Source organism: Paraburkholderia sp. J11-2, assembly GCF_905220185.1.
Classification (GTDB): domain Bacteria; phylum Pseudomonadota; class Gammaproteobacteria; order Burkholderiales; family Burkholderiaceae; genus Paraburkholderia.
The window spans coordinates 62,687-87,861 of the sequence record NZ_CAJMYY010000029.1 but is presented as its reverse complement, the minus strand read 5'-3'; the positions used below and the strand labels follow the sequence as shown (position 1 = coordinate 87,861).

17 protein-coding genes are annotated in these 25,175 nt (G+C 64.1%); 7 read left to right on the top strand and 10 right to left on the bottom strand.

Annotated elements, in window-relative coordinates; translation table 11 throughout:
* The first annotated feature begins 427 nt into the window (after window positions 1-427).
* The gene (locus U5A57_RS32585) at window positions 428-1,561 is read left to right on the top strand and encodes a porin (protein ID WP_321915797.1); all 1,134 of its coding nucleotides are present in this window, start codon (window positions 428-430) and stop codon (window positions 1,559-1,561) included.
* A 53-nt stretch (window positions 1,562-1,614) separates the two neighbouring features.
* Here U5A57_RS32585 and U5A57_RS32580 read toward each other — a convergent pair whose 3' ends face one another.
* On the bottom strand, window positions 1,615-3,225 hold the full coding sequence (locus tag U5A57_RS32580) for a tetratricopeptide repeat-containing glycosyltransferase family protein (protein WP_321915796.1): 1,611 nt from the start codon (window positions 3,223-3,225) through the stop codon (window positions 1,615-1,617).
* A 431-nt stretch (window positions 3,226-3,656) separates the two neighbouring features.
* On the opposite strand from U5A57_RS32580, the gene U5A57_RS32575 reads away from it, so the two are divergent.
* Window positions 3,657-4,790 (top strand): porin, encoded by a 1,134-nt coding sequence (locus U5A57_RS32575; RefSeq protein ID WP_321915795.1) that lies wholly within the window; start codon window positions 3,657-3,659, stop codon window positions 4,788-4,790.
* Window positions 4,791-4,954: 164 nt separating this feature from the next.
* On the opposite strand, the gene U5A57_RS32570 is transcribed toward U5A57_RS32575, so the two are convergent.
* The 6 genes from U5A57_RS32570 to U5A57_RS32545 all read right to left on the bottom strand — a co-directional run bounded on the left by U5A57_RS32570 (window position 4,955) and on the right by U5A57_RS32545 (window position 14,494).
* Window positions 4,955-8,287: an AAA family ATPase gene (locus tag U5A57_RS32570; RefSeq protein WP_321915794.1), complete on the bottom strand. Its 3,333-nt coding sequence runs from the start codon at window positions 8,285-8,287 to the stop codon at window positions 4,955-4,957.
* A 49-nt stretch (window positions 8,288-8,336) separates the two neighbouring features.
* Window positions 8,337-9,062 carry a haloacid dehalogenase type II gene (locus tag U5A57_RS32565; protein ID WP_321915793.1) on the bottom strand — a complete coding sequence of 242 codons (726 nt, stop codon included), beginning with the start codon at window positions 9,060-9,062 and terminating at the stop codon, window positions 8,337-8,339.
* 108 nt (window positions 9,063-9,170) lie between these two features.
* The gene (locus tag U5A57_RS32560; protein WP_321915792.1) at window positions 9,171-10,868 is read right to left on the bottom strand and encodes an ABC transporter ATP-binding protein; all 1,698 of its coding nucleotides are present in this window, start codon (window positions 10,866-10,868) and stop codon (window positions 9,171-9,173) included.
* A gap of 9 nt (window positions 10,869-10,877) precedes the next feature.
* Window positions 10,878-11,855, bottom strand: a complete 978-nt coding sequence (locus U5A57_RS32555) for an ABC transporter permease (protein ID WP_321915791.1) — start codon at window positions 11,853-11,855, stop codon at window positions 10,878-10,880.
* 13 nt (window positions 11,856-11,868) lie between these two features.
* Complete coding sequence (locus tag U5A57_RS32550; protein ID WP_321915790.1) at window positions 11,869-12,849, bottom strand: ABC transporter permease; 981 nt, start codon at window positions 12,847-12,849, stop codon at window positions 11,869-11,871.
* 43 nt (window positions 12,850-12,892) lie between these two features.
* Window positions 12,893-14,494 carry an ABC transporter substrate-binding protein gene (locus U5A57_RS32545; RefSeq protein ID WP_321915789.1) on the bottom strand — a complete coding sequence of 534 codons (1,602 nt, stop codon included), beginning with the start codon at window positions 14,492-14,494 and terminating at the stop codon, window positions 12,893-12,895.
* A gap of 299 nt (window positions 14,495-14,793) precedes the next feature.
* Here U5A57_RS32545 and U5A57_RS32540 point away from each other — a divergent pair, with 299 nt between their 5' ends.
* Window positions 14,794-15,993, top strand: coding sequence for an LLM class flavin-dependent oxidoreductase (locus U5A57_RS32540; protein ID WP_415774686.1), 1,200 nt, complete (start codon window positions 14,794-14,796; stop codon window positions 15,991-15,993).
* A gap of 42 nt (window positions 15,994-16,035) precedes the next feature.
* Here the strand turns inward: U5A57_RS32540 and U5A57_RS32535 are convergent, their stop codons facing one another.
* A complete protein-coding gene (locus U5A57_RS32535; RefSeq protein ID WP_321915788.1) occupies window positions 16,036-17,391 on the bottom strand; it encodes an LLM class flavin-dependent oxidoreductase in 1,356 nt (451 codons plus the stop codon).
* A gap of 28 nt (window positions 17,392-17,419) precedes the next feature.
* The gene (locus U5A57_RS32530) at window positions 17,420-18,640 is read right to left on the bottom strand and encodes an acyl-CoA dehydrogenase family protein (protein ID WP_321915787.1); all 1,221 of its coding nucleotides are present in this window, start codon (window positions 18,638-18,640) and stop codon (window positions 17,420-17,422) included.
* 296 nt (window positions 18,641-18,936) lie between these two features.
* Here U5A57_RS32530 and U5A57_RS32525 point away from each other — a divergent pair, with 296 nt between their 5' ends.
* From U5A57_RS32525 to U5A57_RS32510, 4 genes are read left to right on the top strand one after another with little or no spacing between them, the layout of a single operon-like run.
* Entirely contained in the window at window positions 18,937-19,989 is a 1,053-nt protein-coding gene (locus tag U5A57_RS32525; RefSeq protein ID WP_321915786.1) for an ABC transporter substrate-binding protein, read from the top strand.
* 57 nt (window positions 19,990-20,046) lie between these two features.
* On the top strand, window positions 20,047-21,642 hold the full coding sequence (locus U5A57_RS32520) for an ABC transporter substrate-binding protein (protein ID WP_321915785.1): 1,596 nt from the start codon (window positions 20,047-20,049) through the stop codon (window positions 21,640-21,642).
* A gap of 42 nt (window positions 21,643-21,684) precedes the next feature.
* On the top strand, window positions 21,685-22,752 hold the full coding sequence (locus U5A57_RS32515) for an aldo/keto reductase (protein WP_321915784.1): 1,068 nt from the start codon (window positions 21,685-21,687) through the stop codon (window positions 22,750-22,752).
* 18 nt (window positions 22,753-22,770) lie between these two features.
* Complete coding sequence (locus U5A57_RS32510) at window positions 22,771-23,967, top strand: acyl-CoA dehydrogenase family protein (RefSeq protein ID WP_321915783.1); 1,197 nt, start codon at window positions 22,771-22,773, stop codon at window positions 23,965-23,967.
* 51 nt (window positions 23,968-24,018) lie between these two features.
* Here U5A57_RS32510 and U5A57_RS32505 read toward each other — a convergent pair whose 3' ends face one another.
* Window positions 24,019-24,981 (bottom strand): sulfonate ABC transporter substrate-binding protein, encoded by a 963-nt coding sequence (locus U5A57_RS32505; RefSeq protein ID WP_321915782.1) that lies wholly within the window; start codon window positions 24,979-24,981, stop codon window positions 24,019-24,021.
* Between the last annotated feature and the right edge of the window lie 194 nt (window positions 24,982-25,175).

The window sequence follows — 25,175 nt, the reverse complement described above, 5'->3', positions numbered from 1 at the left end:
CACGCCTGCAGGCTGCCGCTAATGCCCTTTTCCGGTGCATAAGCCGGGGCGTAAGGCGCGCCAGATCGTAATGGCGCAATGAGTCAGATTCGTGTCAGCGATTCTGCCCGAAGGGAAAACGCATTGAAAATAGAGGCATTTGTCTATATTGTTTTATTGCGAAACCATTTTTGCTCTGCTTTCGACTATGTATTACATCGAGTAAGAATAATTCGGAAAATGAAATATCTATTAAGTTTATTTGTGAGAAAAATTCTGTAAACGAAACTGCGGATAATAGAATGATTGATAAGAACATCTACTTAATAGATTAATAATCGGGAATTAGCCTGTCGTCGGCATGATCGACTCATGCCAGAAAAGCGCGGCGAAGGGCTCGCTCACGCCAGCCCGTCGCCGCCTCTCAGACAACAAGGAAAATATTTCGATGAAGAAGTCCGCAATTTCTGTAGCTATCCTTAGTTTTTCCGGGTTCTCGACCCAGGTGTTCGCGCAAAACTCCGTGACCCTGTATGGCCTCATCGACGCGGGGATTCAGTACACGCACAATTCGGGCGGACAGAGCTCGCAAATCTCGATGACGAGCGGCAACCTCTCGGGTTCGCGCTGGGGCTTGAAGGGCAGCGAAGATCTCGGCGGCGGACTGACGACGGTGTTCACGCTCGAAAGCGGTTTCAACGTGGAGACCGGCAAGTCAGGGCAAGGAACCCGCCTGTTCGGACGTCAAGCGTTTGTCGGCCTGCAGGACAGCCGGTTCGGCACGCTGACCGCCGGGCGTCAGTACGACCCGCTCACCGACCTCGTGCAGCCCATCCAGGGCGATAACTTCCTCGGCGGCATGTTCTCGACGCCGGGCGACATCGACAACGCGGACAATACCGCGCGCTTTAGCAATGCCATCAAATGGGCAAGCCCGACGTTGGCCGGCCTGAAGACGGAATGGATGTACACGTTCGGCGGCGTTGCCGGCTCGCAGGGATCGGGCCAGACGTGGAGCGGCGCGCTTTCGTACGGTCAGGGACCGCTCGGCCTCGCAGTGGGCTTCATGCATATCGACAACGGCAATGCGGTGCTGTCGACTCGCGGCACGACCACCGCTGACTCGCTTTTCACCACGTCGGTCAACGACGCCTACTCGTCGGCCCGTTCCATCAACATCGCGCGCCTGGGCGGCAACTACGCCATCGGTCCCGTCACGCTCGGCGGCTACTACAGCTTCGCGCAGTACGTGCCGGACGCAAGCTCGTCCTTCACGACGGCGCAAAAGTACAACACCGGCTCAGTGTATGCACTGTGGCAGATCTCGCCCGCGCTCACGACTGAAATCGGCTATACGTATATGAAGTCGAGCGGTGATTCATCGGCGAAGTACAACCAGTTTGCGCTTGGCGCCGACTATGTGATCAGCAAGCGCACCGACTTTTACGCAGTGGGCGGTTACGGACACGCGAGCGGCGAAAATGGCGAAGGCACCGCGCAGGCTGTGATCGGTTCGACCGAAATCGATTCAGGCAAGAGCTCGCAGGCGATTGTGATGATCGGCATGCGCCACCGGTTCTAAGTGCGCTGGCAGTCCACCGCTGGCGGGCGTGATGGCCGGCGCAGGCCAGACCATCATGCTGCATGCCTCGTGGTCGATCGCGCGGCGATTCGAGCATCGATCGCCGTGCGCAACGCTGCCACCACGTCGCCCCACTCGCCGCGGCGCGTTTGACGGAACAGACGCGCATCGGCATACCACGGGCTGTCGTCGCGATTCAGTTGCCAGCGCCAGTCCGGCGTGAACGGCAGCGCGATCCACACGGGCTTGCCGAGTGCGCCCGCCAGATGCGCGACCGCCGTATCCACGGCGATCACCAGATCGAGCTGCGCGACAAGCGCCGCCGTCGCCGGGAACGTCGTCAAACGTGCGCCGGTGTCGATCAGCCGGCCGCGCTGCGCGAGTTCGTCGACGCAGGCGCGGTCGCGCTCACGCGGTTCTTGTTGCAGCGAGATGAAACGCGCATCGGCGTCGAAAAGCGGAAGGAGTTCCGCAAGCGGCATCGAGCGATTGCGATCGTTCACGTGCGTCGTGCTGCCTGACCAGACCACGCCCACGCGCAGCCTCCGATCGTCATTCTCGTTGGCGCCGATTACGTCGGACCACGATGCGCGCGCTGCATCTTCAACTTCGGTATCGACGCGCAGATACGCACTCGAGGTCGCGAAGTCCCCTTCGCGCAGCGTGAGCGCATGCGGCAGGCTCAACATCGGCACGTGGTAGTCGAACGCCGGCAGCGCCGAAAATTCGCCTGTCACACTCGCCGCACCCGCCACGTTCTGCAGCAACGGCCGCAGCGCCTCCTGCACGCGCGCGATCACGCGTGCGCCCTTCGCGTTCAGGCGCTCGATGAAGCGAATGAACTGCAACGTGTCGCCGAAACCTTGTTCCGCGTGCACGAGCACGGTCTTGCCCGCGAGTGGCTGGCCGGTCCATTGCGTCGCCGCGGGGAAACCGTGTGTCATTTCGCCGTCGCGCCAGCGCCATTCGTATTCGCGCCAACCGTGCTCGAATTCGCCGAGCAGCAGATTGGTCTGCGCGCGATTCGTGCGTGCGCCGGCGTCGTTCGTGTCGATCGACAACGCTTTCCTGAACTGGCGCAGCGCCTCGTCGAAGCGATGCAGATCGCGTAACGCGACGCCCAGATTCACATAGGCGGCGACGAAATCCGGCTTGAGTTCGATTGCCCGCCGGTACGCTTCGAGTTCCTCGTCGTAACGGCCCAGCAAGCCGAGCAGCGTGCCGCGGTTGTAGTGCGCTTGCGCCGCGTGCGGATAGCGGCGCGTCAGTCGGGTGAGACAAGCGAGCGCGGCTTCGGCCTGCGCCAGTTGCATGAACGACATCGCTGCGCCGTGCAGCGCTTCAGCGTGATCGGGCGCGAGCGCGAGCAGGCGTTCGTAGAGCGCGACGGCGTCTGCATGGCGTTGCGCGCACTGGCAAATGCGCGCCGCTTGCTCTAACTGCTGCGGAACCGTCGTGGCGGGCTGCGCTGCGCGCCATGCGAGTTCGGCGGCGCGTGTGTAATCCTCGCGCGCAGCGTAGACGAAAGACATCGCTTCCAGCGCGCCAGGGTGATCGGCACGGACTCGCAGGATCGATTGGAGATCGTGCTGCGCGGCGTCGATGCGGCCGGCGATGAAATGCTGCTTCGCCTTGGCGAGCAGCGCAACGATGGTGTCAGTCATGGGAACGCGGGGCGTTCGCGCCCGAATGCATGGAAGAGTACTCAAGGCGGCGCTTTGTCACAGCCGCGCCGGTGGCCGAAAATCATGATAAGGAACGGTGCAGCCAATTCGATTCGTTGAATAACATGCATTTCTTCGCGGTATTCATTCACCGTAATATTCAAGGATGCGGAATCGTCTAATATTTCTCTAAATTACGATAAAAATACGGAAAACCGTGCGTTCCACCCACCATGCGAGATCACAAAAAGTCCCTGATTTAACTGATATTTTTATCATTTCTGGTGCGGAAGTAATAAGCCGGAACAAGTAAGAAACGGTTAGCCAGTAATCGTGGCATGTATGCCACAAATTCCGAAATGCACTCGCTATATCGCGTTATGCTCCGCGCTCGCTCTCTTTCGAGCGAAATACAAAGCAATGGAGTCACGATGAAAAAGAACACCCTATCCGCTCTCGCAGTCGCTGCAGCCTCTTTCGCCAGCGCGGCGCACGCGCAAAGCTCGGTTACGCTTTACGGCTTGATCGACGCCGGCGTCCTGTACACGAGCAACCAGTCGGGCAGCTCGAACGTGCAACAGTCGAGCGGCGCGCTCAACGGCAGCCGTTGGGGCCTGCGCGGCAGCGAAGACCTGGGCGGCGGCCTCAAGACGATCTTCGTGCTCGAGAGCGGCTTCAGCATTTCGACCGGCGCGGCGAAGCAAAATAGCCGCATGTTTGGCCGTCAAGCGTTCGTCGGTCTTTCGAGCGAACAGGCCGGCGCGCTCACGCTGGGTCGTCAGTACGACAGCGTGGTCGACAACCTGGGCGCACTGTCGCTGAACGGCACGCAATACGGCGGCACGCTCGCCGCACACCCGTACGACAACGACAACCTCAACAACTCGTTCCGCGTGAGCAATTCGCTCAAGTACCAGAGCGTGAACTACGGCGGCCTCAAGTTCAACGCGCTGTACGGCTTCTCGAACGACGCAGGCGGCTTTGCGAGCAACCGCGCATACAGCCTCGGCGCCACCTACGCGTTTGGCGGCCTCACGGCAGGCGCGGGCTACCTGCAGCTCAACAACTCGGGTTCGACCATCAACAGCAGCGGCGCGGTCAGCGACGACGCCACCTTCACGGCTTCGCGTCAACGCACGTACGGCGCGGGCCTGAACTACGCGTTCGGCGCGGCCAACGTGGGCTTCGTGTTCACGCAAACGCAGCTGAACAATCTCACGGCCATCAACTCCGCGAACGCGGGCGCGACGACGTCGCTCGCGGGCGACAGCGCGCGCTTCGCCAACTACGAAATCAATGGCCGCTACGCGTTTACGCCTGCGTTCACGGTGTCGGGCGCCTATACGTACACGGACGCGAGCCTGGAAGGCGTGAATCCGAAGTTCCATCAGTTCACGCTGCAAGGCGATTACGCGCTCTCGAAGCGCACCGACCTTTACGCAGAAGCCGCGTATCAGCGCGTGGTGGATGGCGAAGGGAAGATTCACGCGGACATCATGGGCGTTTCCGCGTCGGATTCGAACTCGCAGGCTGTGGCGACCGTGGGTATCCGCCATCGCTTCTAACACGGCCATGCGTGTTCCGTCGCCTGTAGCGGGACGGCAAGCGCGAGACCGGATCGCCGCGTAAGCGGCGAACCGGCATGGGCAGACTAACGTTTCGGCGTTGGCCTGCCCATATGCTTTCCTGAGATACCGCGCCGCAGCGCCCGCGACGACCGCTTGGCGTTCTAGGCGAGCGTGTCGAGCCATTGCCTGGCTGCTCGCAGGTCCGCCGTTTCGAACCCCTCTGTGAACGATGCATACACTGGGGCGAGTGTCTCCCGCGCCTCACGCGCGCGTGAGGCTTGCGCATGAAGCGCTGCCAGGCTCAATGCCGCGCGAAGTTCGAGCGATCTGGCGCCCCGGCGGCGAGCGATCGCCATGGCTTCGTTGAAGTTCGCCTGCGCCGCGTCGCGGTCCACGGGTGCGACGCTCGAAAGCCCTGCGCAGAGCAGCGACAACTCGCCTTTGAGCCGATACAACTCGGGCTCGTGATAGCGTTCGTCCGACGTTTCGCAAACCGCTATTGCCTCGGCCAGCGCATGTTGCCCGGCGTCGCACAACCCCGCCTTTGCATAGGTTTCGGCCAGCAATGCCAGAAAGTACGAGCGGCCAAGGCGAGCACCGGTTGCTTCGTAGTCGGCGAGTCCGCGGCGAACTTGCGCAATCCCCTCCTCCTTTTCTCCGGCCTCCGATAGCGCCCAGCCGTGGAGCATGGTCGCCCACGCGAGAATCATGGGAAAGCCCTGCTCCGTCGCAAGGGCGATGGCGGCTTCGGCGCAGGCACGGGTTTGCGCAGTTTCTCGGCGTAATTGGTGAAGCTCAGCCTTGAAAATGAGCGTTTGGCCGAGACTGACCAGATCGTGCATCGAACGCGCGCGACTGATCGCTTGTTCAGCATGCCTTAGCGCTGCGTCCGGGTAGCCCCTATGCCAAAGGACGAGGCCCAGGCTGCCTTCGCCCACGCTGCGCGGATCTCGCCCGTGCGCAAAAATCTCTTCATCGAGCTGCCCTGAGTCCTGCAGTAACGATGATGTCGCCAGGCCGGCAAGGTGGGTATGCGCGCTGGAGAGCTCGCCGAGCCTGAACAAGCTCATGCCGAGCAGATAATGCGCTTCCATGACTTGCGTGGGATTGTTCGCGCGCGCTGCCAGTTCGAGCAGCTGCTCGGCGATCTCTTTGGCCGTTTTATATTCCGCGCTCAACTGATAGAACATCCGCAAACCGGTTTGAACGCGGAACAAATGCGGTGTTCGCCCAGCCTGCCTGCACAGATCCAGCGCACGCGAATACGTCGCTTCCACATCGCGCGAAGCCCATCCTCTCGCGGCCATCAACACCGGCCCGATAGCAAGCAGCAACGTGAGTTCGCGATCGGCGCGTTCGGGCGTTTCCGGCATGCCCGAGAGCAGATCCAGCGCCATGCCAAGCTGGCGAAGCGCCTCGGCGGTAGCCGAACGTTGCCACGCCTGTTGACCGGCGCTCTGCAAATATTCGACCGCCTTCGGTACGTTGGCGCTGAGGCTATAGTGATGCGCGAGCTCGTTCCAGTAGTCCTTGAGACGGTCATGGAAAAGCGTCTCCATCGCCTGGCCGATGCGTGCATGCAAAAGCCGGCGCCGCTCGGCAAGCAGGGAGCCGCCCGCCACTTCCTGCGTCAAGGCATGCTTGAAGCCGTATTCCACCTCCGGAAACGCCGGTTGCTCGTAAATGAACTCCCCCGCTTGCAGACGTGACAAGCTCGCATAGAGCTCGTCGTCCGGCAGGTCGACGACATACTGGACAAGATTTGCCGGGAACGTCTTGCCAATCACCGCGAGCGTTTGCAACAACGCTTTGTCTGCGGCCTGCAGGCGATCGATACGCGCAGCCAGCACGCCCTGCACCGTAGTCGGAATATGTAGCGCGAGCGGCGCCGCTTCCATCCGGTAATGACCCGGTTCACCCACCAGCACGTGTTCTTCGGCCAGGGTCTGGACGACTTCTTCGATAAAAAACGGATTGCCTTCCGTTTTGTCGAGCACGTGCTGCTTGACCCCGGTAAGCGTTCGATCGTCGCCGACGAGCGCGCTGATGAGCCCTTGTGCATCGGCACGACCCAGCGGCTCCAGCGCCAACTGCGTGTAGCCGCTGCGCCCGCCCCACTCATGCTGATACTCCGGGCGATAGTTCAGCAGCAACAAAAGGTGCCCGCTCGATACGTGCTCGACCAGGTAAGCGAGAAAGGCTTGCGTCTCGCTGTCGAGCCATTGCAGGTCCTCGAACACCAGGACGACGGGTTCGTTCGCGCTCTCGCGCACGAAGAGATGCGTGATGGCTTCGAACGTGCGCTCGCGCCGGATTTGCGAATCCATTTGCGCGAGGGCCGGACTGGTTTCGCCAACCGCCAGCAGATGGAGCAAATAAGGCACCCCGTCCTCCAGCTTGCGTTCGAGGGCAAGCACACGGCCTGTCACCTTTTCGCGGCTTCGCCGTTCGTCGTCTTCCGCTGTGATCTGAAAGTAGTTTTTCAGCAATTCGATGAGCGGCAAGTACGCGAACGACTTGCCGTGCGAAACCGAGAAGGTCTCCACCACGAGGCAGCGTTTTAGCGCCGAGCGTTTGAACTCGTGAAAGAGCCGCGATTTCCCCACACCCGCCTCGCCCACCACGCCGACGATGCTGCATTGCCCGGCGCGGGTCGCATCGAGCGCCGCGCGCAATGTCTCGAGTTCGGGCGCGCGTCCGACGAATCGGGCCAGACCGCGCCGCTCGGCCACCTGAAGACGTGTGCGCAGCGCACCGGGCCCCTGCACCTCATACACGGCAAGCGGTTCGGCCACGCCTTTGACCTGTGTCTGCCCTAAGGCCTTGAACTCGAAATAGCCCTCGGTCAGCCGGTAAGTGGATTGACTCACCAATATCGACGCGGGCGTCGCAATGGCCTCCATGCGCGAGGCGATGTGGATCGCGTTGCCAACCGGGTCATAGTCCGCTTGCAAGTCGTTCTTGTGAATGGACCGCATGAGCACTTCGCCGGTGTGGACCCCCACGCGTATCTGCAGGGGAATGCCGCGCTCGAGGCGAATTCGGTCGCTATGACGGCGCATGGCTTGCTGCATTCTGAGCGCCGCATAGAGCGAGCGCTGCGCGTGGTCCTCGTGGGCGATCGGCGCGCCAAATAACGCCAGAATGCCGTCGCCGAGCAATTTCGCCACGAAACCCTCGTAATGGTGGACGGCCTCCATCATCAATTCGAGGACCGGCGCGATCAGCCCGTGAGCCTCTTCCGGGTCTAGCCCGTAGATCAGTGCGGTCGAGCCGGCCATGTCCGCAAACAAGGCGGTAATCGTCTTACGTTCGCTGAGCGCTTTGCCACGGGCTTCGAGGGCCGCCTGCGCGGCGTGGATCTGCTCAGCCAGGTGCGAAGGCGTGTAATCGACCGGGGACGGGGGCGACGCAGTGTGAGCGACCTGGGTGCCGCACTGCTCGCAAAATCTCGCGCCCTCGCGGCATTCGAAGCCACAATTTGTGCAGCGCATATAGCCCCTGATCCCGAGAGACGCCCTCCATGGCAAATACCATTAAAGCTCAATCTATCGAGGCATCAAGCTGACTCGCAAGCTCGTTCAAATCGGCCACGACGAAGTCCCACGCTTGCTCCGCTTTCAGGTCCGTTTTCTGACCGGGTCCATGCTCGGTCGGCCGCACGACGAACGCGGTCGAAAGACCGAGCCGGCGCGCCGCGGCAAGGTCGCCGTTGTGCGCCGCGACGAGGCACAGTTCGGCTGGCGCAAGCCCCAGAATGTCCACCGTCTCGCTGTACACCTGCGGTGAAGGCTTGTAGGCGCGGACCACTTCGGCGCCGAGAATCGCGTCCCACGGCAAACCGGCGCGCTTCGCCATATCCACCATGAGCCGGATATTTCCGTTGGACAAAGGCGCGATGATGTAGCGGCGCTTCAGGCGGGTCAGCGCGCCGAGCGCATCCGGCCACGGATCGAGACGATGCCAGGCCAGGTTGAGTTCGTCGATTTCGGCGTTTGTTACTCCGGCGATGCCGCTGCGTTCCAGCACCTTCACGAGGTTCTCGCGGTGCAGAACGTCGAGGCGCACGTATGGCCGTCGCCCGCTGCGGATTTCCTCCATCGAGGGCGAATACTCGCGACGCCAGGCATCGGCGAACTCGAAAGCGTCGAGTTGCGGCGCGTGGCGCTGCAGAAAAGCGGTGGCTTCTCTCGCCACACCGCTGCGCCAGTCCACCACGGTGCCGAACACGTCGAATACGAGGGCCTTGATATCGGTGGGCTTTGTCATAGGGGCCAGAATGGGCGGTTGATCGGAGGCCAATCGGCTAAGGCGGCGCAGCGCTCATTGAAGCACTGGAAGCGCAACCTTGCTGCGCGATGTGCCACTGCGCGCGCTTCAAGCCGCTTCGGCCTCCCGCTCGCGCCCCGGAATCGCGGCGAGCAGCGTGCGCGTATATGCATGCCTTGGCGCGCGCCAGATGTCCTGATGGTCGCCGCTCTCGACGATCTTGCCCTGCTGCATGACGTGCACACGATCGGCGATATAGCGCACGACCGAAAGATCGTGCGAGATGAATAGCATGGAAAGCCCCAGTTCGCGCTTGAGTTCGACGAGCAGATTGAGGATTTGCGCCTGGATCGAGACATCCAGCGCCGATACCGGCTCGTCGCAGATCAGCAGGGCGGGTTCGAGCACGAGCGCACGCGCAATGCCGATGCGTTGACGCTGGCCGCCCGAGAATTCATGTGGAAAACGCGCGAGCGCTGCCGCGGGAAGACCCACGCGCTCAAGCGCCAACCGAACGCGCGCGCGGCGCGCCGCCGCGTCGCCCTCGCCATTCACGGCCAGCACGGTTTCGAGAATATCGCCCACGGTGCGGCGCGGGTTGAGCGATGCATAGGGATCCTGAAATACCATCTGCACCTGGCGCCGCAGGGGCCGCAACGCACGCTCGCGCAGCGCGACGAGATCGGTGCCGTCGAGCGCGATCGAGCCGCTCGCAACCGGCACGAGGCGCATGATCGCGCGCGAAAGCGTGGACTTGCCGCAGCCCGATTCGCCCACGAGCCCGACCGACTCGCCCCGGCCAATCTCGAACGACACGCCGTCTACGGCGTGAAGCGGCGGCGCGCCACTGCGCTGAGGGTACGCCACGCGCAGATCGCGCACGGCGAGCAGCGGCGCGGCGTGCGCCGCCCGCACGCCCGGCGCTGCGTGCTCGGGCACCTTGCGCGGCACCACCACGAAGCCGCCCTCCTCGCCTTCTGCCGGTGCCGTATGCCGGATTTCCGGCAAAGTCCACGACCGGTAGTGCAGATCGTCGGCCAGATTGAGGGAAGCGCTCAGGAGCCCTTGCGTATACGCGTGACGCGGGTGCGCAAAGAGGTCCTGGGTAGGCGCTTCCTCTACCTTGCGCCCGGCCAGCATCACCGCTACGCGGTCAGCATGATCGGCCACGACGCCGAGGTCGTGCGTGATCAGCAGGAGCGACATCGACAGCTCGCGGCGCAGCGCGTCGAGCAGTTCGAGAATGCGCGCCTGGATGGTCACGTCGAGCGCCGTGGTGGGTTCGTCGGCGATCAGCAGACGGGGGCGGCACGCCACGGCCATCGCGATCATCACGCGCTGGCGCTGCCCGCCCGATAGCTCGTGCGGGTAGTCGTCGAAGCGGCGCTGAGGCTCGGGAATGCGCACGAGATCGAGCAGTTCGACGGCGCGCGCGCGGGCGCTCCGGCGCGGCAGTGCTTCGTGCTGGCGCAGCGTCTCCACGACCTGCTCGCCGACCGAAAGCACCGGATTGAGCGACGTCATCGGCTCCTGAAAGATCATTGAAATCTGCTTGCCGCGCAACTCGCGCACCGCCTTGGGCGGCAAGCCCAGCAGCTCGCGCCCTTCGAAGCGCACGCTGCCCGTCACGCGCCCGGGCTCGGGAACGAGCTGCATGAGCGAAAGCGCCGTAGCGGATTTGCCGCTGCCCGATTCGCCCACCAGCGCGAGCGTTTCGCCCGCCGCGATGTCGAAGCTCACGCCGCGCACCGCTTCGTGCGCCCCAAAATTCACGCGCAAATCGCGTACTTCAAGCAGTTGGCTCACGAGACACCTTTACGGTCGTTGCCGTTGCCGCGGATTGAGGGCCTCGGTCAGGCCGTCGCCGAGCAGATTGAGGGCGAGCACGGCGAGGACGATGGCCGCGCCGGGAATCGCCGTGAGATACCACGCCGTGCGCAGCGAATCGCGTCCGGCGCCGATCATCGCCCCCCAGCTCATGACATTCGGGTCGCCCATGCCGAGGAACGACAACGACGACTCGATCAGAATGGCGCTCGCCACCATGACCGAAGCCGTGACGATGACCGGCGGCAACGCATTGGGCAGGATCTCGCCAAAAATGATGCGCGTATTGCTGAACCCCTGGCTGCGCGCCGCCAGCACGAAGTCCGAGCGCCGCAGCGTGCGAAACTCAGCGCGCACGATACGGGCGACCGTGGGCCACGAGGCAATGCCGATGGCGAGCGCGATGACCACCACGTTGGGCCGCCCGATCGCCACGAGCACGATCACCAGCAAAAACGACGGCACGGTCTGGAAGAGTTCGGTGAGGCGTACCAGCGCGTCATCGATCAGGCCTCCGAAATAACCGCCGATCGCACCCACAAGCGTGCCGATCACAAGCCCGATGCCGGCGGACGCCGCGCCGATCAGCAGCGACACGCGCGCACCATGCGCGATGCCGGCCGCTACGTCGCGCCCGAGCGAATCGGTGCCGAGCCAGAACTGCGGGTCGCTGCCCGGCCATTCGAACGGCCCACCCACCATGTCGAGCGGGTCGCCTGGGTAGAGCCGTGGCGCGAGCACGGCGAGCACCACGAATGCGGCGAGCAGTGCGAGGCCGGCGCACGCCGATGGGTTGCGCACCAGCGCGCGCCAGAAAGCAAGCCCGGCGCGCCGTGCGGGTGCGCCTGCACGATCAGTGCCACGGCGGCCAAGCAGCGCAAACGCCAACTGGCGCCGCCATGGCGAACCCTGGCTTGCGGCGGCGCTTCCGGCTTCAACCGGCAGATCCGGCGATTCGAAACTCATTGCGGTTCCTCCGTTAACTGACGCGCGGATCGAGCCACGCCTGCAGCAGATCGACCACGACGTTCGCGACGATCACGAGCAGCGACGACAGGAGCAGCACGCCCAGCAGCACACTGAAGTCGCGCGCGAGCACCGCATCGAGTGCGAGGCGGCCGAGCCCCGGCCAACTGAACACGGTTTCCGTCACGGCCGCGCCGCCAAGCAGCGTGCCGAAATGCAGCCCCACGAGCGTGGTAAGCGGCATCAGCGCGTTGCGCAGCACGTGCCGCAACGTTACGCGCCACGGATGCAGACCCTTGGCCTGCGCCGTGCGCACGAAATCCTGGCGCTGGACTTCGATCATCGCGGCACGCGTAATGCGCGCGTAGATCGCCACGAAGAAGGTGGCGAGTGTTGCCGCGGGCAGCAACACGTGACGCGCGACATCGGCGACATAGGCGAAGCCGTGCAGGTTCGCCCCGATCGTGACGTTGCCGCCGCTCGGCAGCCACCCAAGCCGGACCGCGAACAGAATGATGGCGAGCAGGCCGATCCAGAAGCCCGGCGTGGAATAGAACAGCAGCGCGCACACCGACAACACGCGATCGGGCCACTTGCCTGCCCAGTGCGCCATCACCGCGCCGAGCACCACGCCGACGACGAGTGCGAGCGAAAGCGCCACGCCCATCAGCAGCAAGGTGTTGGGCAGCCGCGAGAGGATCAGCTGCATGACGGGCATGTCGTAGCGCGGCGAATAGCCCAGGCTGAAATGCGCGAGATGCTTCAGATACGTCCAGAGCTGCACGAGCAAGGGCTGGTCGAGCCCGAACTTCGCGCGCAGCAGGGTCATCGTTTCCGATGTCGCCGAGCCGGCTTCGCCCGCGATCACGTCGGCGGCGTCGCCCGGCATCAGCTTGAGCAGGAAGAAGTTGAGAATCACGATGCCGAGCACCGTGGGCAGCGCCTGCCAGGCGGTGCGGCGCAGGATCGTTTGCCAGCGAACGCTTCGGCTCATCGTTGGACTCCGTCGGGTGTTGCGGTGCGCATGGAGTGCGCAGTCAGGCACTGAGCCAGACATCGGCGAAATTGCCTTCCAGGCCCTGCGCGCTCACCGTGTGATCGTGCACCCGGCGGTTGGCGAGCGTGACCATGCGCGGCGCGACGAGATTGAGAATCGGCAGATCGCGGTAAACGGTCTGCTGAAACTGCTTGTAGAGGCTCACGCGCCGGCTTTCGTCGATTTCAACCGATGCCGCTTCGAGCAGACGGTCCGCTTCCGGGCTGCTGTAATGCGGCGCATTCGAGAACGGCACTCCGGGCCGGATATTTTTCGACCAGTAAAGACGCTGCACGCCCACAGCCGGATCGAACAGCGTGTTCACGCCGATGCTCGTGAAGTCGAACTGGCGGTCGGCGTAGACACGCTTGAGGAACGAAGGAAGATCCTGCGAGCGCACCGTGACATCGATCCCCACACGTGCGAGCGCCGATTTCACATAGCCGGCCTGGCGCTGGTACATGTCGCCGTATGGCAGGTAATCATGGGTGAGCTTGAAGCGCACGCCATCCGCGCCGCGCGGCTTGCCTGCCGCGTCGAGCAGCGCCTCGGCCGCGTGCGGGTCGAAGGCGTAGGGCGTGATCTGCGCGTCGTGATACGGCGAAGCGGGCGTGATGGGCGTGGGCGAGACATCCGCATAGCCATAGGCCACGGTCTTTTGCACGATCTGCGGGTTGATGGCGTGCGCGATGGCCTGGCGCACGCGCGGGTCCTTCAACACCGGATGATCGAGATTGAAATCGATCTCGGCCAGCGGCTCGAGAAAGCGATAGCCGCGCGTTTCGGTCACGAGCTGCGGCAATTGCGTGAGGCGCGGCAAGTCGGTGAGCGGCACGGGGTTCTCGCCGCCCAGGTCGAGCGCGCCGGTCTCGAACGCCGCCGAGCGCGCGGCCGGATCGGGAATGACCTTGTACACGAGCGCATCGATATAAGGTTTGCCGGCGTCCCAGTAGTCGGGATTGCGCTCGTAGACGATGCTCGCGCCCCGCGTCCACGACTTGAAGCGAAACGGCCCCGTGCCAATGGGCGCGTTGTTGTGCGGGTTCGTGAGCGGATCGCCCGAGGCGTACAGGTGCTTCGGCACGATGGGCGACTCGCCCGCCGAAAGCGCCTTCAGCAGAAATGGTGCGGGCTTCGACAATTCGATGATGGCCGTGCTGGCGTCGGGCGTCTGCACTTTCGTCACGTTCGCAAAGGTACTGCGCCCGCGCGGGTGAATCGCCTTGAGCAGATCGACCGAGAACGCCACGTCTTCGGATGTAAATGGCTGGCCATCGTGCCAGCGCACGTTTTGCCGCAGCTTGAACGTGTAGCGCAGACCATCGGGGCTCACGGTCCATGCGGTCGCCAGTTGCGGTTGGGGGTGCAGGTCGAAGTCGTAGGAAAGCAGACCTTCCAGCACCTTGGAGCTTGCCGCGAGCGCGGGACCGGTAGTCTGGAAGATCGAGACCAGCACCGGCGGCTCGGGATTGATCAGCACGTTCAGCGTGCCGCCGCGTTTGCGCGTAACAGCGCCCTGGGCGCGGGCAAGCGCGGGAAGCCCCGCCGTGGCGGCGGCTGCGCCGCTTGCAATGAGAAATTCTCGACGGGTCAAACGTGACATGCTGATGCGTTCCGATATGAATGGGGCAAAGCGGGGCTCTGCGAAAACCGGTCAATTCGCGCCGTGGCGACAGTTCTGCAATCGTAGCAACGGCCTTCTCGCGCGCTAACCAAGCGATGCTGCTATCCATATGAACTCACGCACCGAACCGCAAATGCAGCAGTGCGGCCATTCAATTGGAAAGCAGAAAAGCTTCTTTGTTATTCGCGCGCGGCGCGTGTTTAATCAATCGATTGAATGAACAACCAATTGATCAGCAAAGGCGCCCGGCGCCGCAACGAACTTCCAAGGTGTCTGTCTTGAGCGAAATTCACGTGGCCGAGCCGCGCCCATCTACCGCCGCCGCCACCCCCTTCGTGCCTGTGGCCTCCCCCGCTGCCTTTGCCGATAGCCCGGTGGCGCGCGCGTTCGCGCAGCCGCTCATGCTGGGCCTGTTCCTGCCGATCCAGGCTGGCGGATGGAGCGCGTCCACGCTGCCGCGCAGCACGGACTGGTCGTTCGACTACAACGCCGCGCTCGTGCAAAAGTGCGAGGCGCTCGGCTTCGATCTCGTCTTCGCCCTGTCGCAATGGCTGCCAAAAGGCGGCTATGGCGGCGTGTTCGACGGTCACGCGCTCGACTCGTTCATGACGCTGGCCGCGCTAACCGCGCGCACCGAGCGCATCATCCTGGCGGCGACGACCCACGTGCTCTACGGGCCGTGGCACCCGCTGCACTTCGCCAAGTTCACGGCCACGCTCGATCACATTTCGCGCGGACGTTGGGGCATCAACGTGGTCACGGGGCATCGTGCGGTCGAACACGAAATGTTCGGCTGGAACCGCATCGAGCACGACCGGCGCTACGAGATGGCCGCCGAATTTCTCGACGCCGTGCAGCAGTTGTGGGCGCAACCGGATAACTTCAGTTTCGAGCCTGAACTCTCGGGATGGCGTCTGCAAGGCGCGTTCGTGACGCCCAAGCCGCGCTACGGACGCCCGCTGCTCATCAACGCGACGGGCTCCGATGCGGGCATCGATTTCGCCGCGCGTTACTCGGATGTGGTGTTCATCACGAGCCCGGCCGGCCCGCAGATCGATCGCGCGCTGGAGGCGCTGCCCGCGCACGTCGTACGCGTCAAGACTGCGGCGCGCGCGTATGGACGCGAGGTGCGCACGCTGATCAATCCGATGGTGATTTGCCGCGAGACTTCGGCCGAGGCGCGCGACTATCACGACGCCATCGTCGCGCACGCCGACGAAGGGAGCTTTCACCGTTTCGACAGCGACGCACACGCCTGGCGAGGCGGTTTCGAAGATCGCGCAAAGGCGGCCTCGCGCGCCGTGGGCGGCAACATTGCGATTGTGGGCTCGCCAGAAGAGGTGGCCGACAAGATCATCGAACTTCACGCGGCTGGCATCGACGGCGTGCAGTTGAGCTTCTACGATTTTCAGCCCGACCTGAACTTCTTCGGCGAACGCGTGCTGCCGTTGCTGCACGAAGCCGGATTGCGCCGCTGAATAGTGAAATCGCGGCGCCCGAAGCGCCGCGTACCCACCGCTTCAGGCATGCTGCAGCGCCGCGCCCGCCTCCGCCTCGCGACCGCCCGGTCGTTCGAGCCCGAGATGCGAGCGCAAGGTGTTGCCCTCGTATTCGGTTCGAAAGAGGCCACGGCGTTGCAGGATCGGGACCACGCCATTCACGAATGCTTCCAGCCCGTCCGGCAGTGCGTCGGGCATGAGGTTGAAGCCGTCGGCGGCCTCGCCCGTGAACCAGTGCTCGATATCGTCCGCGATCTGCTCTGGAGTGCCAACGATCACGCGATGGCCGCCGCCGCCCGCGAGCGAGCGGATCAGCTCGCGTACCGTGTGGCCGCCTCGCCGCGCCTCGGCAATCGTCGCGTGAAAGAACGTGTGATTGCCGTTGCCGCCGCCCGGCAGCGCGAGGTTATCCGGCAGGCGCGCGTCGAGTTCGAGCTGATCGGGCGAAAGGCCCAGCGTGCCGGCGAGGCGCGTGAGGCTGTAGCGCCACGGAATCTGCTCGACGAGTTCGTCGCGACGCCGCAATGCCTCGGCCTCGGTCGCGCCGATAATGGTGGTGAGACCCGCCAACACCTGCACGCCCTGGGTTCGCCCGTATGCGGCGGCGCGCGCGTTGAGATCGCGCCGGTACGCGGCCGATTCCTCGAACGATTGCGATGCGGAGAAGACGGCCTCCGCGTGACGCGCGGCAAGATCGCGGCCGTCGCCTGAGCCGCCCGCCTGCACGAGCACAGGATGACCTTGCGGCGCACGCGGGAGGTTCAGCGGCCCCTGTACCTTGAAAAAGCGCCCCTCGTGCGCAACAGGCCGCACCTTCGTCACGTCGATGAAGCGCCCGCTTGCCTTGTCGCCAATGAAGGCGTCGTCCTCCCAGCTGTCCCAGAGCGCCTTGACGAGTTCCGTGAACTCGGCGGCCCGCGCATAGCGTTGCGCGTGATCGGGCACCGCGTCGTGGCCAAAGTTGCGCGCCGAGGGCAAATCGGCCGTCGTCACGACATTCCAGCCCGCACGGCCACGGCTCACATGATCGAGCGTGGCGAAGCGGCGCGCGATATTGTAGGGCTCGTTGTAGCTCGTCGAAGCCGTGCCGATCACGCCGATATGCGTAGTCGCCGCGGCGATGCTGGCGAGCAGCACCGTGGGCTCGAGCGCCGTAATCGGACGGAAGTCGATCTGGTCGATGATCGCGGCATTGTCGGCAAGAAACACCGCATCGAACTTCGCGCTTTCGGCAAGTTGCGCGACACGCACATAGTGCCCCACGTCCACGAATGCGCGAGGATCGGCTTCGGCCAGACGCCAGGCGGACGGCACAAAGCCCGAATGCAGGATATTGACGTTCAGATGCAACTGGCGCGACGCTTCGGTTCGGCTCATCTCGTGGCCACTCCTCGAATCATGGATTTCAGAAAACGCGGCCTTCGGTGAGGTGCGTCGTCACGCCGTTCAAGGCGTAGTCGCCCACCACGCGCGCCTTGTGCAGCAGCGGGTTGTGACTGAAGATCGTGCGCAGGTTGCGCCAGTGCCGGTCGAAATTGTGCGCACGCGAAGTGGCCGAAGCGCCACCCGCTTCGAACAGGCGCTCGCCCGCTTCCAGCGCGAGCTTGCTGACCACGAGCTGCGTGCGCGCCGTGGCCAGTGCCCCTTCCAGCACGAGTGCATCGGCGTCTGGCGCACCCGCGCGGATCGCTTGTGCCGATCGATCGAGCGTGCGGGCGTTCTCGCGCACGAGCGCATCGATCGCGTGGCTATGCGCGGAAAGTGTGCCGACGATCTGCTGGATGAACGCGTCTTCGCGCGCGGAGGGCGCCGTGCTGTGCAGCACGGGCCGCCCGTGCTCCAGCACGTAGCGCTTCGCATCGGCAACCACGTTGCGAACGATGCCCGCCGCCACCGCCACCAGATGGAGTTGGCGCAGCGCGCCGCCATGACGGCCGGCAAGCGTGGCGAGGCCCCGTTCCGTGATCTCGTCCGCCCGTACCAGCAGATTCTCGAACACGAGACTGCCGCTCGCCGTCATGCGCTGCCCCATGCCGTCCCAGTCGTCGAGCACCGTGAGCCCATCACGCCGGACCGGCACGATCGCCACGACCGGCTGGCCCTCGTCGTTGAGCACGCTCAGGCGCGCATAGTCGGAAAAGGCCGTGCCGGTCGAATAGTACTTGCGGCCGTCGAGCCGATAATCCTTGCCGTCGCGCCTGAGCGCCGTGGTGTATTCGCCCGGACGCGACGTACCCAGCTCAGTCGAGGCGCCGCCGAAAATCGCACCGTCGATTACACGCCGAATCTGCAAATCGTTGAACGGCGTGCGCGCCGAGAGCAGCAGCGCTTCGGTCTGGTCGTAGTGAATGCGCAGCGCGTGCGCGAGATTGCTGTCGGCGGCGGCCAGCGCGGCGATCACGTCGAATTCGTCCACGAGCGAGCCGCCCAGACCGCCCCATTCCACCGGCAACCTGAGGCGCCCCAGCCCCGAGCGGCGAAACGCGTCGAAGCCTGCGAAAGGCAGTTCGCGGCGCCCTTCGCGCGCCGCTGCGTCTTTGCCGATTTCGTTCGCAAGCGATGGCAAGTTGGCGAGCGCGTCCTGCAACGACAAATTCGGCGAAAGTTCAGTGGGAAGTGCGGACATTGAGTTTTCCTTTTCGTCAGGCCTCGAGGCGTTCGGCCAAAAGGAAAAGTATAGGGAGCGCATTGCCCGCGACTAACCACGGAATTCGCATTTTGTTATTCGTCTGTCTGCGTTGGCCTGCATTGTGCGCATTCAAGCAGCATGACGTTGCGGCCAAAGCAAATCACGCTGGCGCGGGGACCTATTTCACGAATCGTTCTTTGACCACGCAGCAAGCGCTTGCCGATAATCGTTCGCTCCAGTCTGCCCGCGCAGACGCTATGCGCCGAGCGCCCATTCGCGACCGAGGAATCTTCATGACGCTTCTCTGGTACACCCGTTGCCCTGCACCGACGCCATTTGGCATTGCCGCGCAGCAAGGACTGCTGCAGGAGGAATTCGCTGCCGACGGCATCGAGGTGAAGGCGTTGCAGGACGCCGCCGATCCGTCGATTCGCCGCTCGCACTTCACGCATACGCAGCCATGGTCGTTTCGCCAGGGCGGCAACATTCCAGCGCTGTGGGCACGAGCGCAAGGCAGCGACACGCGGCTCATCGGCGTGAGCTGGGTCGACGAGTTTCAGGCGCTCATTACACTCGATCCGCGCCTCACACCAACACGCGCCTCGCTCGCCGGCCGTCGATTCGGATTACCGATCAATCACGCCGCCGAAGTGGTCGATTTTCACCGCGCCACTGCGCTGCGCGGCTTTCACACGCTGCTCGAAGCCATCAGTGTCTCACCTGGCGATGTCGAACTGGTGGATCTGCCGCATGCGCCTCGTGGTCTCGCGCACGCGAAACCGGAAGAATCCGCACCGCTTGCCGAATGGCTCGATGCGCAGCGCGCTCACGAATTTGCACGCGAGGCCGCGGCGCTCTTGCGCGGCGAAGCCGACGTGGTGTTCGTCAAGGGCGCGACGGGTCTCGACATCGCCAACGTAATTGGCGCGCGCGTGCTGGTCGAAATCAGCGCGCATCCCGATCGCCGCGCGCATGCGAACAACGGGACGCCGCGCCCGCTTACCGTCGATGCTCAACTCCTGCGCGAGCGTCCCGACCTCGTCGAACGCGTGCTCGCACGCACGCTCGACGTCGCCGCGTGGGCCCATGCGCATCCCGGCGAGGTCACGCGTTATGTGGCGCGCGAAGTGCGCAGCGCCGAGCACTGGGTGACGCGCGCGTATGGCGCTGGCTTGCACCGGCAACTAGCAATCGGGCTGGATGCCGGGGCGCTCGGTGCGCTCGAGCACTTCAAGCGCTTTCTCTTCGAGCACGGTTTTATCGCAGCCGATTTCGACTTCGCACAATGGGTCGATCCGGCGCCGCTCGAGGCGGCGCTTGCGCGTCGGGCGGCATTCGCCGGCTAACGCGTGAAGCGTGGCCCCTTGCGCTCCCAACTTTCTGATCGCCTTTTTGCCTACTCGATGATTCCTCTCCTCCTGCGCACGTCGGCACGTCGTATCGTTCTGCTGGTTCTGGTCATGGCGAGCGTCATCGCGCACGTCGCCGCGCACGCTCAGACACGCGGCGGCACGCTCAATTTCGTGGTGATGCCGGAGCCAACGGCGCTCGTGGACGTCGCCACGACAGCCGTGAATGTCCTCAAAGTCAGCCCGAAAGTGGTTGAAGGATTGCTCGACTACGACTTCGATTTGAAGCCGAAGCCGCTGCTCGCCACTTCATGGGAGATCGAGGATGGCGGCCGCCGTTATGTGTTTCACCTGCGGCACGGCGTGAAATGGCACGACGGCGCGCCGTTCACTTCGGCCGACGTTGCGTGGTCGATCGACTCGCTGCGCAAGGTGCATCCGCGCGCGCGCACCACCTTCGCGAACGTCACCGCGATCGCCACACCCGACCCCTATACGGTCGTGCTGACGCTCAGCGAACCGACACCGTGGCTGATTCGCGCGTTCTCGGCCTCGGAAACGCCGATCCTGCCGAAGCACATTTACGAGGGCAAGGACGTGCTCGCCAATCCGGCCAATAATGCGCCCATTGGCACCGGTCCGTTTCGCTTCGTCAAATGGGTGCGCGGCAGCTACATCGAATATGCGCGCAACGACGATTACTGGAACGCAGGCAAGCCGTATCTGGACCGCATCATCGTGAAGATCATCGCCGATCCCGCCGCGCGTGCAGTGGCGTTCGAGGACGGCTCGGTCGATCTCGCCGGCGATACGCCTGTTCCGCTCGCCGACCTCGATCGCCTCAAGGCCAACCCGAAGCTCGGTATCGAAACACGCGGCTACGAATTTCAGGCGGGCGTGGCGCGTATCGAGTTCAATCTCGACAATCCCGTGCTCGGGCAATTGAAAGTGCGTCAGGCGATTGCCTCGGCGATCGATCGCGAAGTCATCCGCAAGGTCATCTACTACGGCTACGCCACGCCCACCGCGAGCCCACTGATGCCGTCGAACCGCTACTACGACGCGGCGCCCACGCCCTACCCGTTCGACGTGGCGCGCGCGAATCGTCTGCTCGACGAGGCCGGTTATCCGCGCAAGGCGGACGGCACGCGCTTCGCGCTCACGCTCGACCCGCTGCCGATTGGCGACCTGCCCGCGCGCACGGGCGAGTACATCAAGTCGGCGCTCGCGCGGGTGGGAATCGCCGTGACGATCCGCAATCAGGATCTTGCCGCCTATTTGAAGCGCGTTTATACCGACCGGCAGTTCGATTTCACCGTGAACGGCATGAGCAATCTGTTCGATCCGGTGGTCGGCGTGGCGCGCTTGTATACGACCGACAATTTCCGCCCCGGCGTGCCGTTCACGAACGGCTCGCACTACAGCAACCCGCAAATCGACAGCCTCTTTGCACAAGCCGCGCGAGAAAGCGATGAAACAAAGCGCAAGCAGCAGTTCGCGCAAATCCAGCGTATTCTGGAGCGCGATCTGCCGGATCTGAATCTCGTCTCGCCGCAGTGGGTGACGCTCGCCTCGAAGCGCGTGCACGACCACTCCATTTCACCCGACGGCACGGCCGCGAGTTTCGCCGATGTCTGGCTTTCGCGGTAAGCGCGCTCACGTCGCACTGATTGCATGAACAAAGGAAAATCCATGGAATACCGGCAACTTGGCCATAGCGGCCTGAAAATCTCCACGCTCACGCTGGGCACGATGATGTTCGGCGGGCAGACCGACGACGCCACGGCCGAACGTATCATCGGCGCCGCGCAGGAACAAGGCGTGAATTCGATCGATACTGCCGACGTCTATCACCAGGGTGAATCGGAGCGCGTGGTTGGTCGCCATATTGCACGGCAGCGCGACCGCTGGGTGCTCGCCACGAAGTTCGGCAACCCGTTCGACTTCTCGCCCGGCAGCGGCAGCCGCGACATCAACGCAGCCGGCGCGTCGCGCAAGCACGTGATCCGCGCGGTCGAAGCGAGCCTGGCCCGCCTCGGTACCGATTACCTGGACCTCGTGTATCTGCATCGCGAGGACCACCACACCCCTGTCGAGGAGACGGTGCGCGCGCTGGGCGACCTGATCGCGGCCGGCAAGCTGCGTCACTACGGTCTGTCGAATCATCGCGCATGGCGTATTGCCGAGTTCAGCCGTGTAGCCGATTTGCTGGGCGTGCCGCGGCCCGTCGCGAGCCAGCCCCTCTACAACCTCGCCAATCGCCAGGTCGAGGCGGAGCAGTTGAGCGCCGCGTGGCACTATGGACTAGGCGTGATTTCGTACAGCCCGCTCGCGCGCGGCGTGCTGACCGGCAAGTACGAACCCGGCGCCCAGCCCGGCGCCGACACGCGCGCGGGACGCCAAGACCGCCGCCTGAATGAGACTGAATGGCGAGCGGAGACGATCGAACTCGCGCGGCGTGTAGAGGCGCATGCGCACGCACGCAAGCTCAGCGCTGCGCAATTCGCGCTGGCGTGGGTGCTCAATAGCCGCTATATCACTTCGGCGATTGCGGGGCCGCGCACGGAGGCGCAATGGCGCGATTATCTGCCCGCGTTGCAGTACCATCTCGATGAGGATGACGAAGCATTCGTCGATTCGCTCGTGGCGAGCGGCCATCCGTCGACACCGGGATTCAATGACCCGGGCCACCCGTTCTTCGGCCGCATCGTGCGCCATGGCGCTGCACCCGACCCGCGTGCGCCGGGCGGCGAACGTTAAACGCACAGGGAGTGCACCGTGAACGCATTCACGCCAGACGCCACGCTCGCGCGCGACGACGATCAGGCGGCCGCGTTGATCGAGCGCGCGGCGCTGCTGGGCCGCGCGTTTGCCGCCGTGGCCGACGAGCATGACCGCGACGCCACCCCGCCGCTCGAGCAGTTCCGCGCGTTGCGCGAAGCGGGCCTGCTTCGCGCGAATATCGCGCGCCGCGACGGCGGCTTCGGCGCCGGGCTCGCGCTCGCGCGCGCCATAGTCGCCGAAGTGGCCTATGGCGACCCGTCGGTGGCGCTCATTCTCTCGATGCACTACAGTCAGCACGCCATGATCGTGCACGACGCGCGCGAGAACACGGGCCACTGGCCCGCAGCGCTCGCGCGACGCCTCACGCGTGCGAGCGTGGAAGGCCGCGCGCTCGTCAACGCGGCCCAGGTCGAGCCAGCGCTCGGTTCACCCTCGCATGGCGGCCTGCCCGAGACGCTCGCGCGCCGAGAAGGCGGCACGTGGCGCATCACGGGCCATAAGCTCTATGTGACGGGCGCACCCTTGCTCGCGTGGATCAACGTGCTCGCACGCACGGACGAGCCCGAGCCGCGCCTCGGCCATTTCCTCGTGCCCCGCGAGGCGGCGGGCGTGCGCATCGTGGAGACCTGGGACCCGCTCGGCATGCGGGCGAGCGCGAGTCACGACGTGGTGTTCACGGACGTGGCGATTCCCGTTGACGATGTTGTCGGCTTGCGGCCGGCCCATCTCGGCGTGCAGCGCGATCCGCATGCCACGGCGTGGTACTTCAGTCTCGTCGGCACCGTCTATGACGGCGCGGCGCGCGCGGCCCGCGACTGGCTGCTCGCCTTCCTCAGTGAGCGCAAACCGGCCGCGCTCGGGGGCGCGGCGCTGGCCACCGTTCCCATCGTGCAGGAAAACGTGGGGCGCATCGAGATGCGGCTGGCTAGCAACGACTGGCTGCTGCGCACGCATGCCGAGGCGATCGACGCAGGCACCGCGCCCGCCGAGCTGTCCGCCCTCGTCAAGCACGACGTGGTCGACAACGCCATTCAGGCCGTTGAGATCGCGCTTGAACTCGCGGGCAACCATGGGATTGCGCGGCACAATCCGCTCGAACGCCATCACCGCAATGTGCAGTGCGCGCGTATTCACGCGCCGTCCAATAGTTTGCTGCGGAGCATGGCCGCGCGCCGCGCGCTGGGCGTGTGAGAAAACCCCGTCGCGCGAGTTGCGGCCGGGGTGGATACGTTGTGCCGAGCGCTAGACGATGCCCGGCGCAGCCGCTTCCAGCACGTTCACGCGTTTTGGAATCAGCTTCAGGTCAAAGAACGTATCGGCGATCTGCTGCTGCTCCGCAAGAATGGCTTTCGTGATAGGGCCTGTGCCGAACTGCACGCGTGCGATTGCCTCGCTAGCCGCATCGTTCGGCAGACCCCACAACTGCGCGAGCTGGGTGGCGAGCGCGGCCCGGTTAGCCTGCCCCCATTGGTCGATCTGGCTCAATTCGTCGATGAGAATTTTGATGACATCGGGGTTCTGCTTCGCGTAGCTGAGCGACGAGAAGTAGTAGGCGCGGTTGCCGACCACGCCGCTCGCGTCGGCGAGAATGCGCGCGTCGAGGGTTTTTTGCGCGGCGGCGAGGAACGGGTCCCAGATCACCCACGCATCGATGGAACCGCGCTCGAACGCCGCGCGCGCGTCGGCGGGCGCAAGGAACACGACTTTCACGTCGCCATACTGGATGCTGTGCGCTTGCAGCAGCTTCACGAGAAAATAGTGGACGTTGCTGCCGCGATTGAGCGCAATCGTCTTTCCCCTGAGATCCGCCACACTGCGTATGGCTGAAGCGTGAGGCACCAGCACCGCTTCCGACTGCGGGCGCGGCACCGTGGCCGCGACGTAGGCGAGCGGCGCACCCGCTGCCTGCGCGAAGATGGGGGGCGCCTCGCCCACGTCGCCAAAGTCGATCGAACCCACGTTGAGCGCTTCGAGTTGCACCGGGCCTGCGTCGAACTCTGTCCACGTGACGGAGACACCAAGCGGAGCGAGCCGCTTCTCGAGGGTTCCACGTCCTTTCAGAAGACTCAGATAACCTTTCTGATTGCCTACGCGCAGCGTACGCGCTGCGCTGCCCGCGCGTGCGGGTCCCGCGCTGAGCATGGGCAACGCGGCGAGCGCAGCGGCTCCCGCTGAGATGCGAATGAAGTGACGGCGTGCGTTCATGCCCGGTTGTCTCGACGTGAGGTCGACAGTGAATAAGGAAGAAGCCGATGTTATAAGCCGCGCGGCGCAGCGAAAACCATCAAATCCTGCGTTTCTAATTCTCGCCGCAGATAACCGTATTGCTTTGCGTTCTATGTCACCAGTCGATATGTAAATCTCGATTTAGTATTGGCCGCCCCAAAGGCTCACAACCA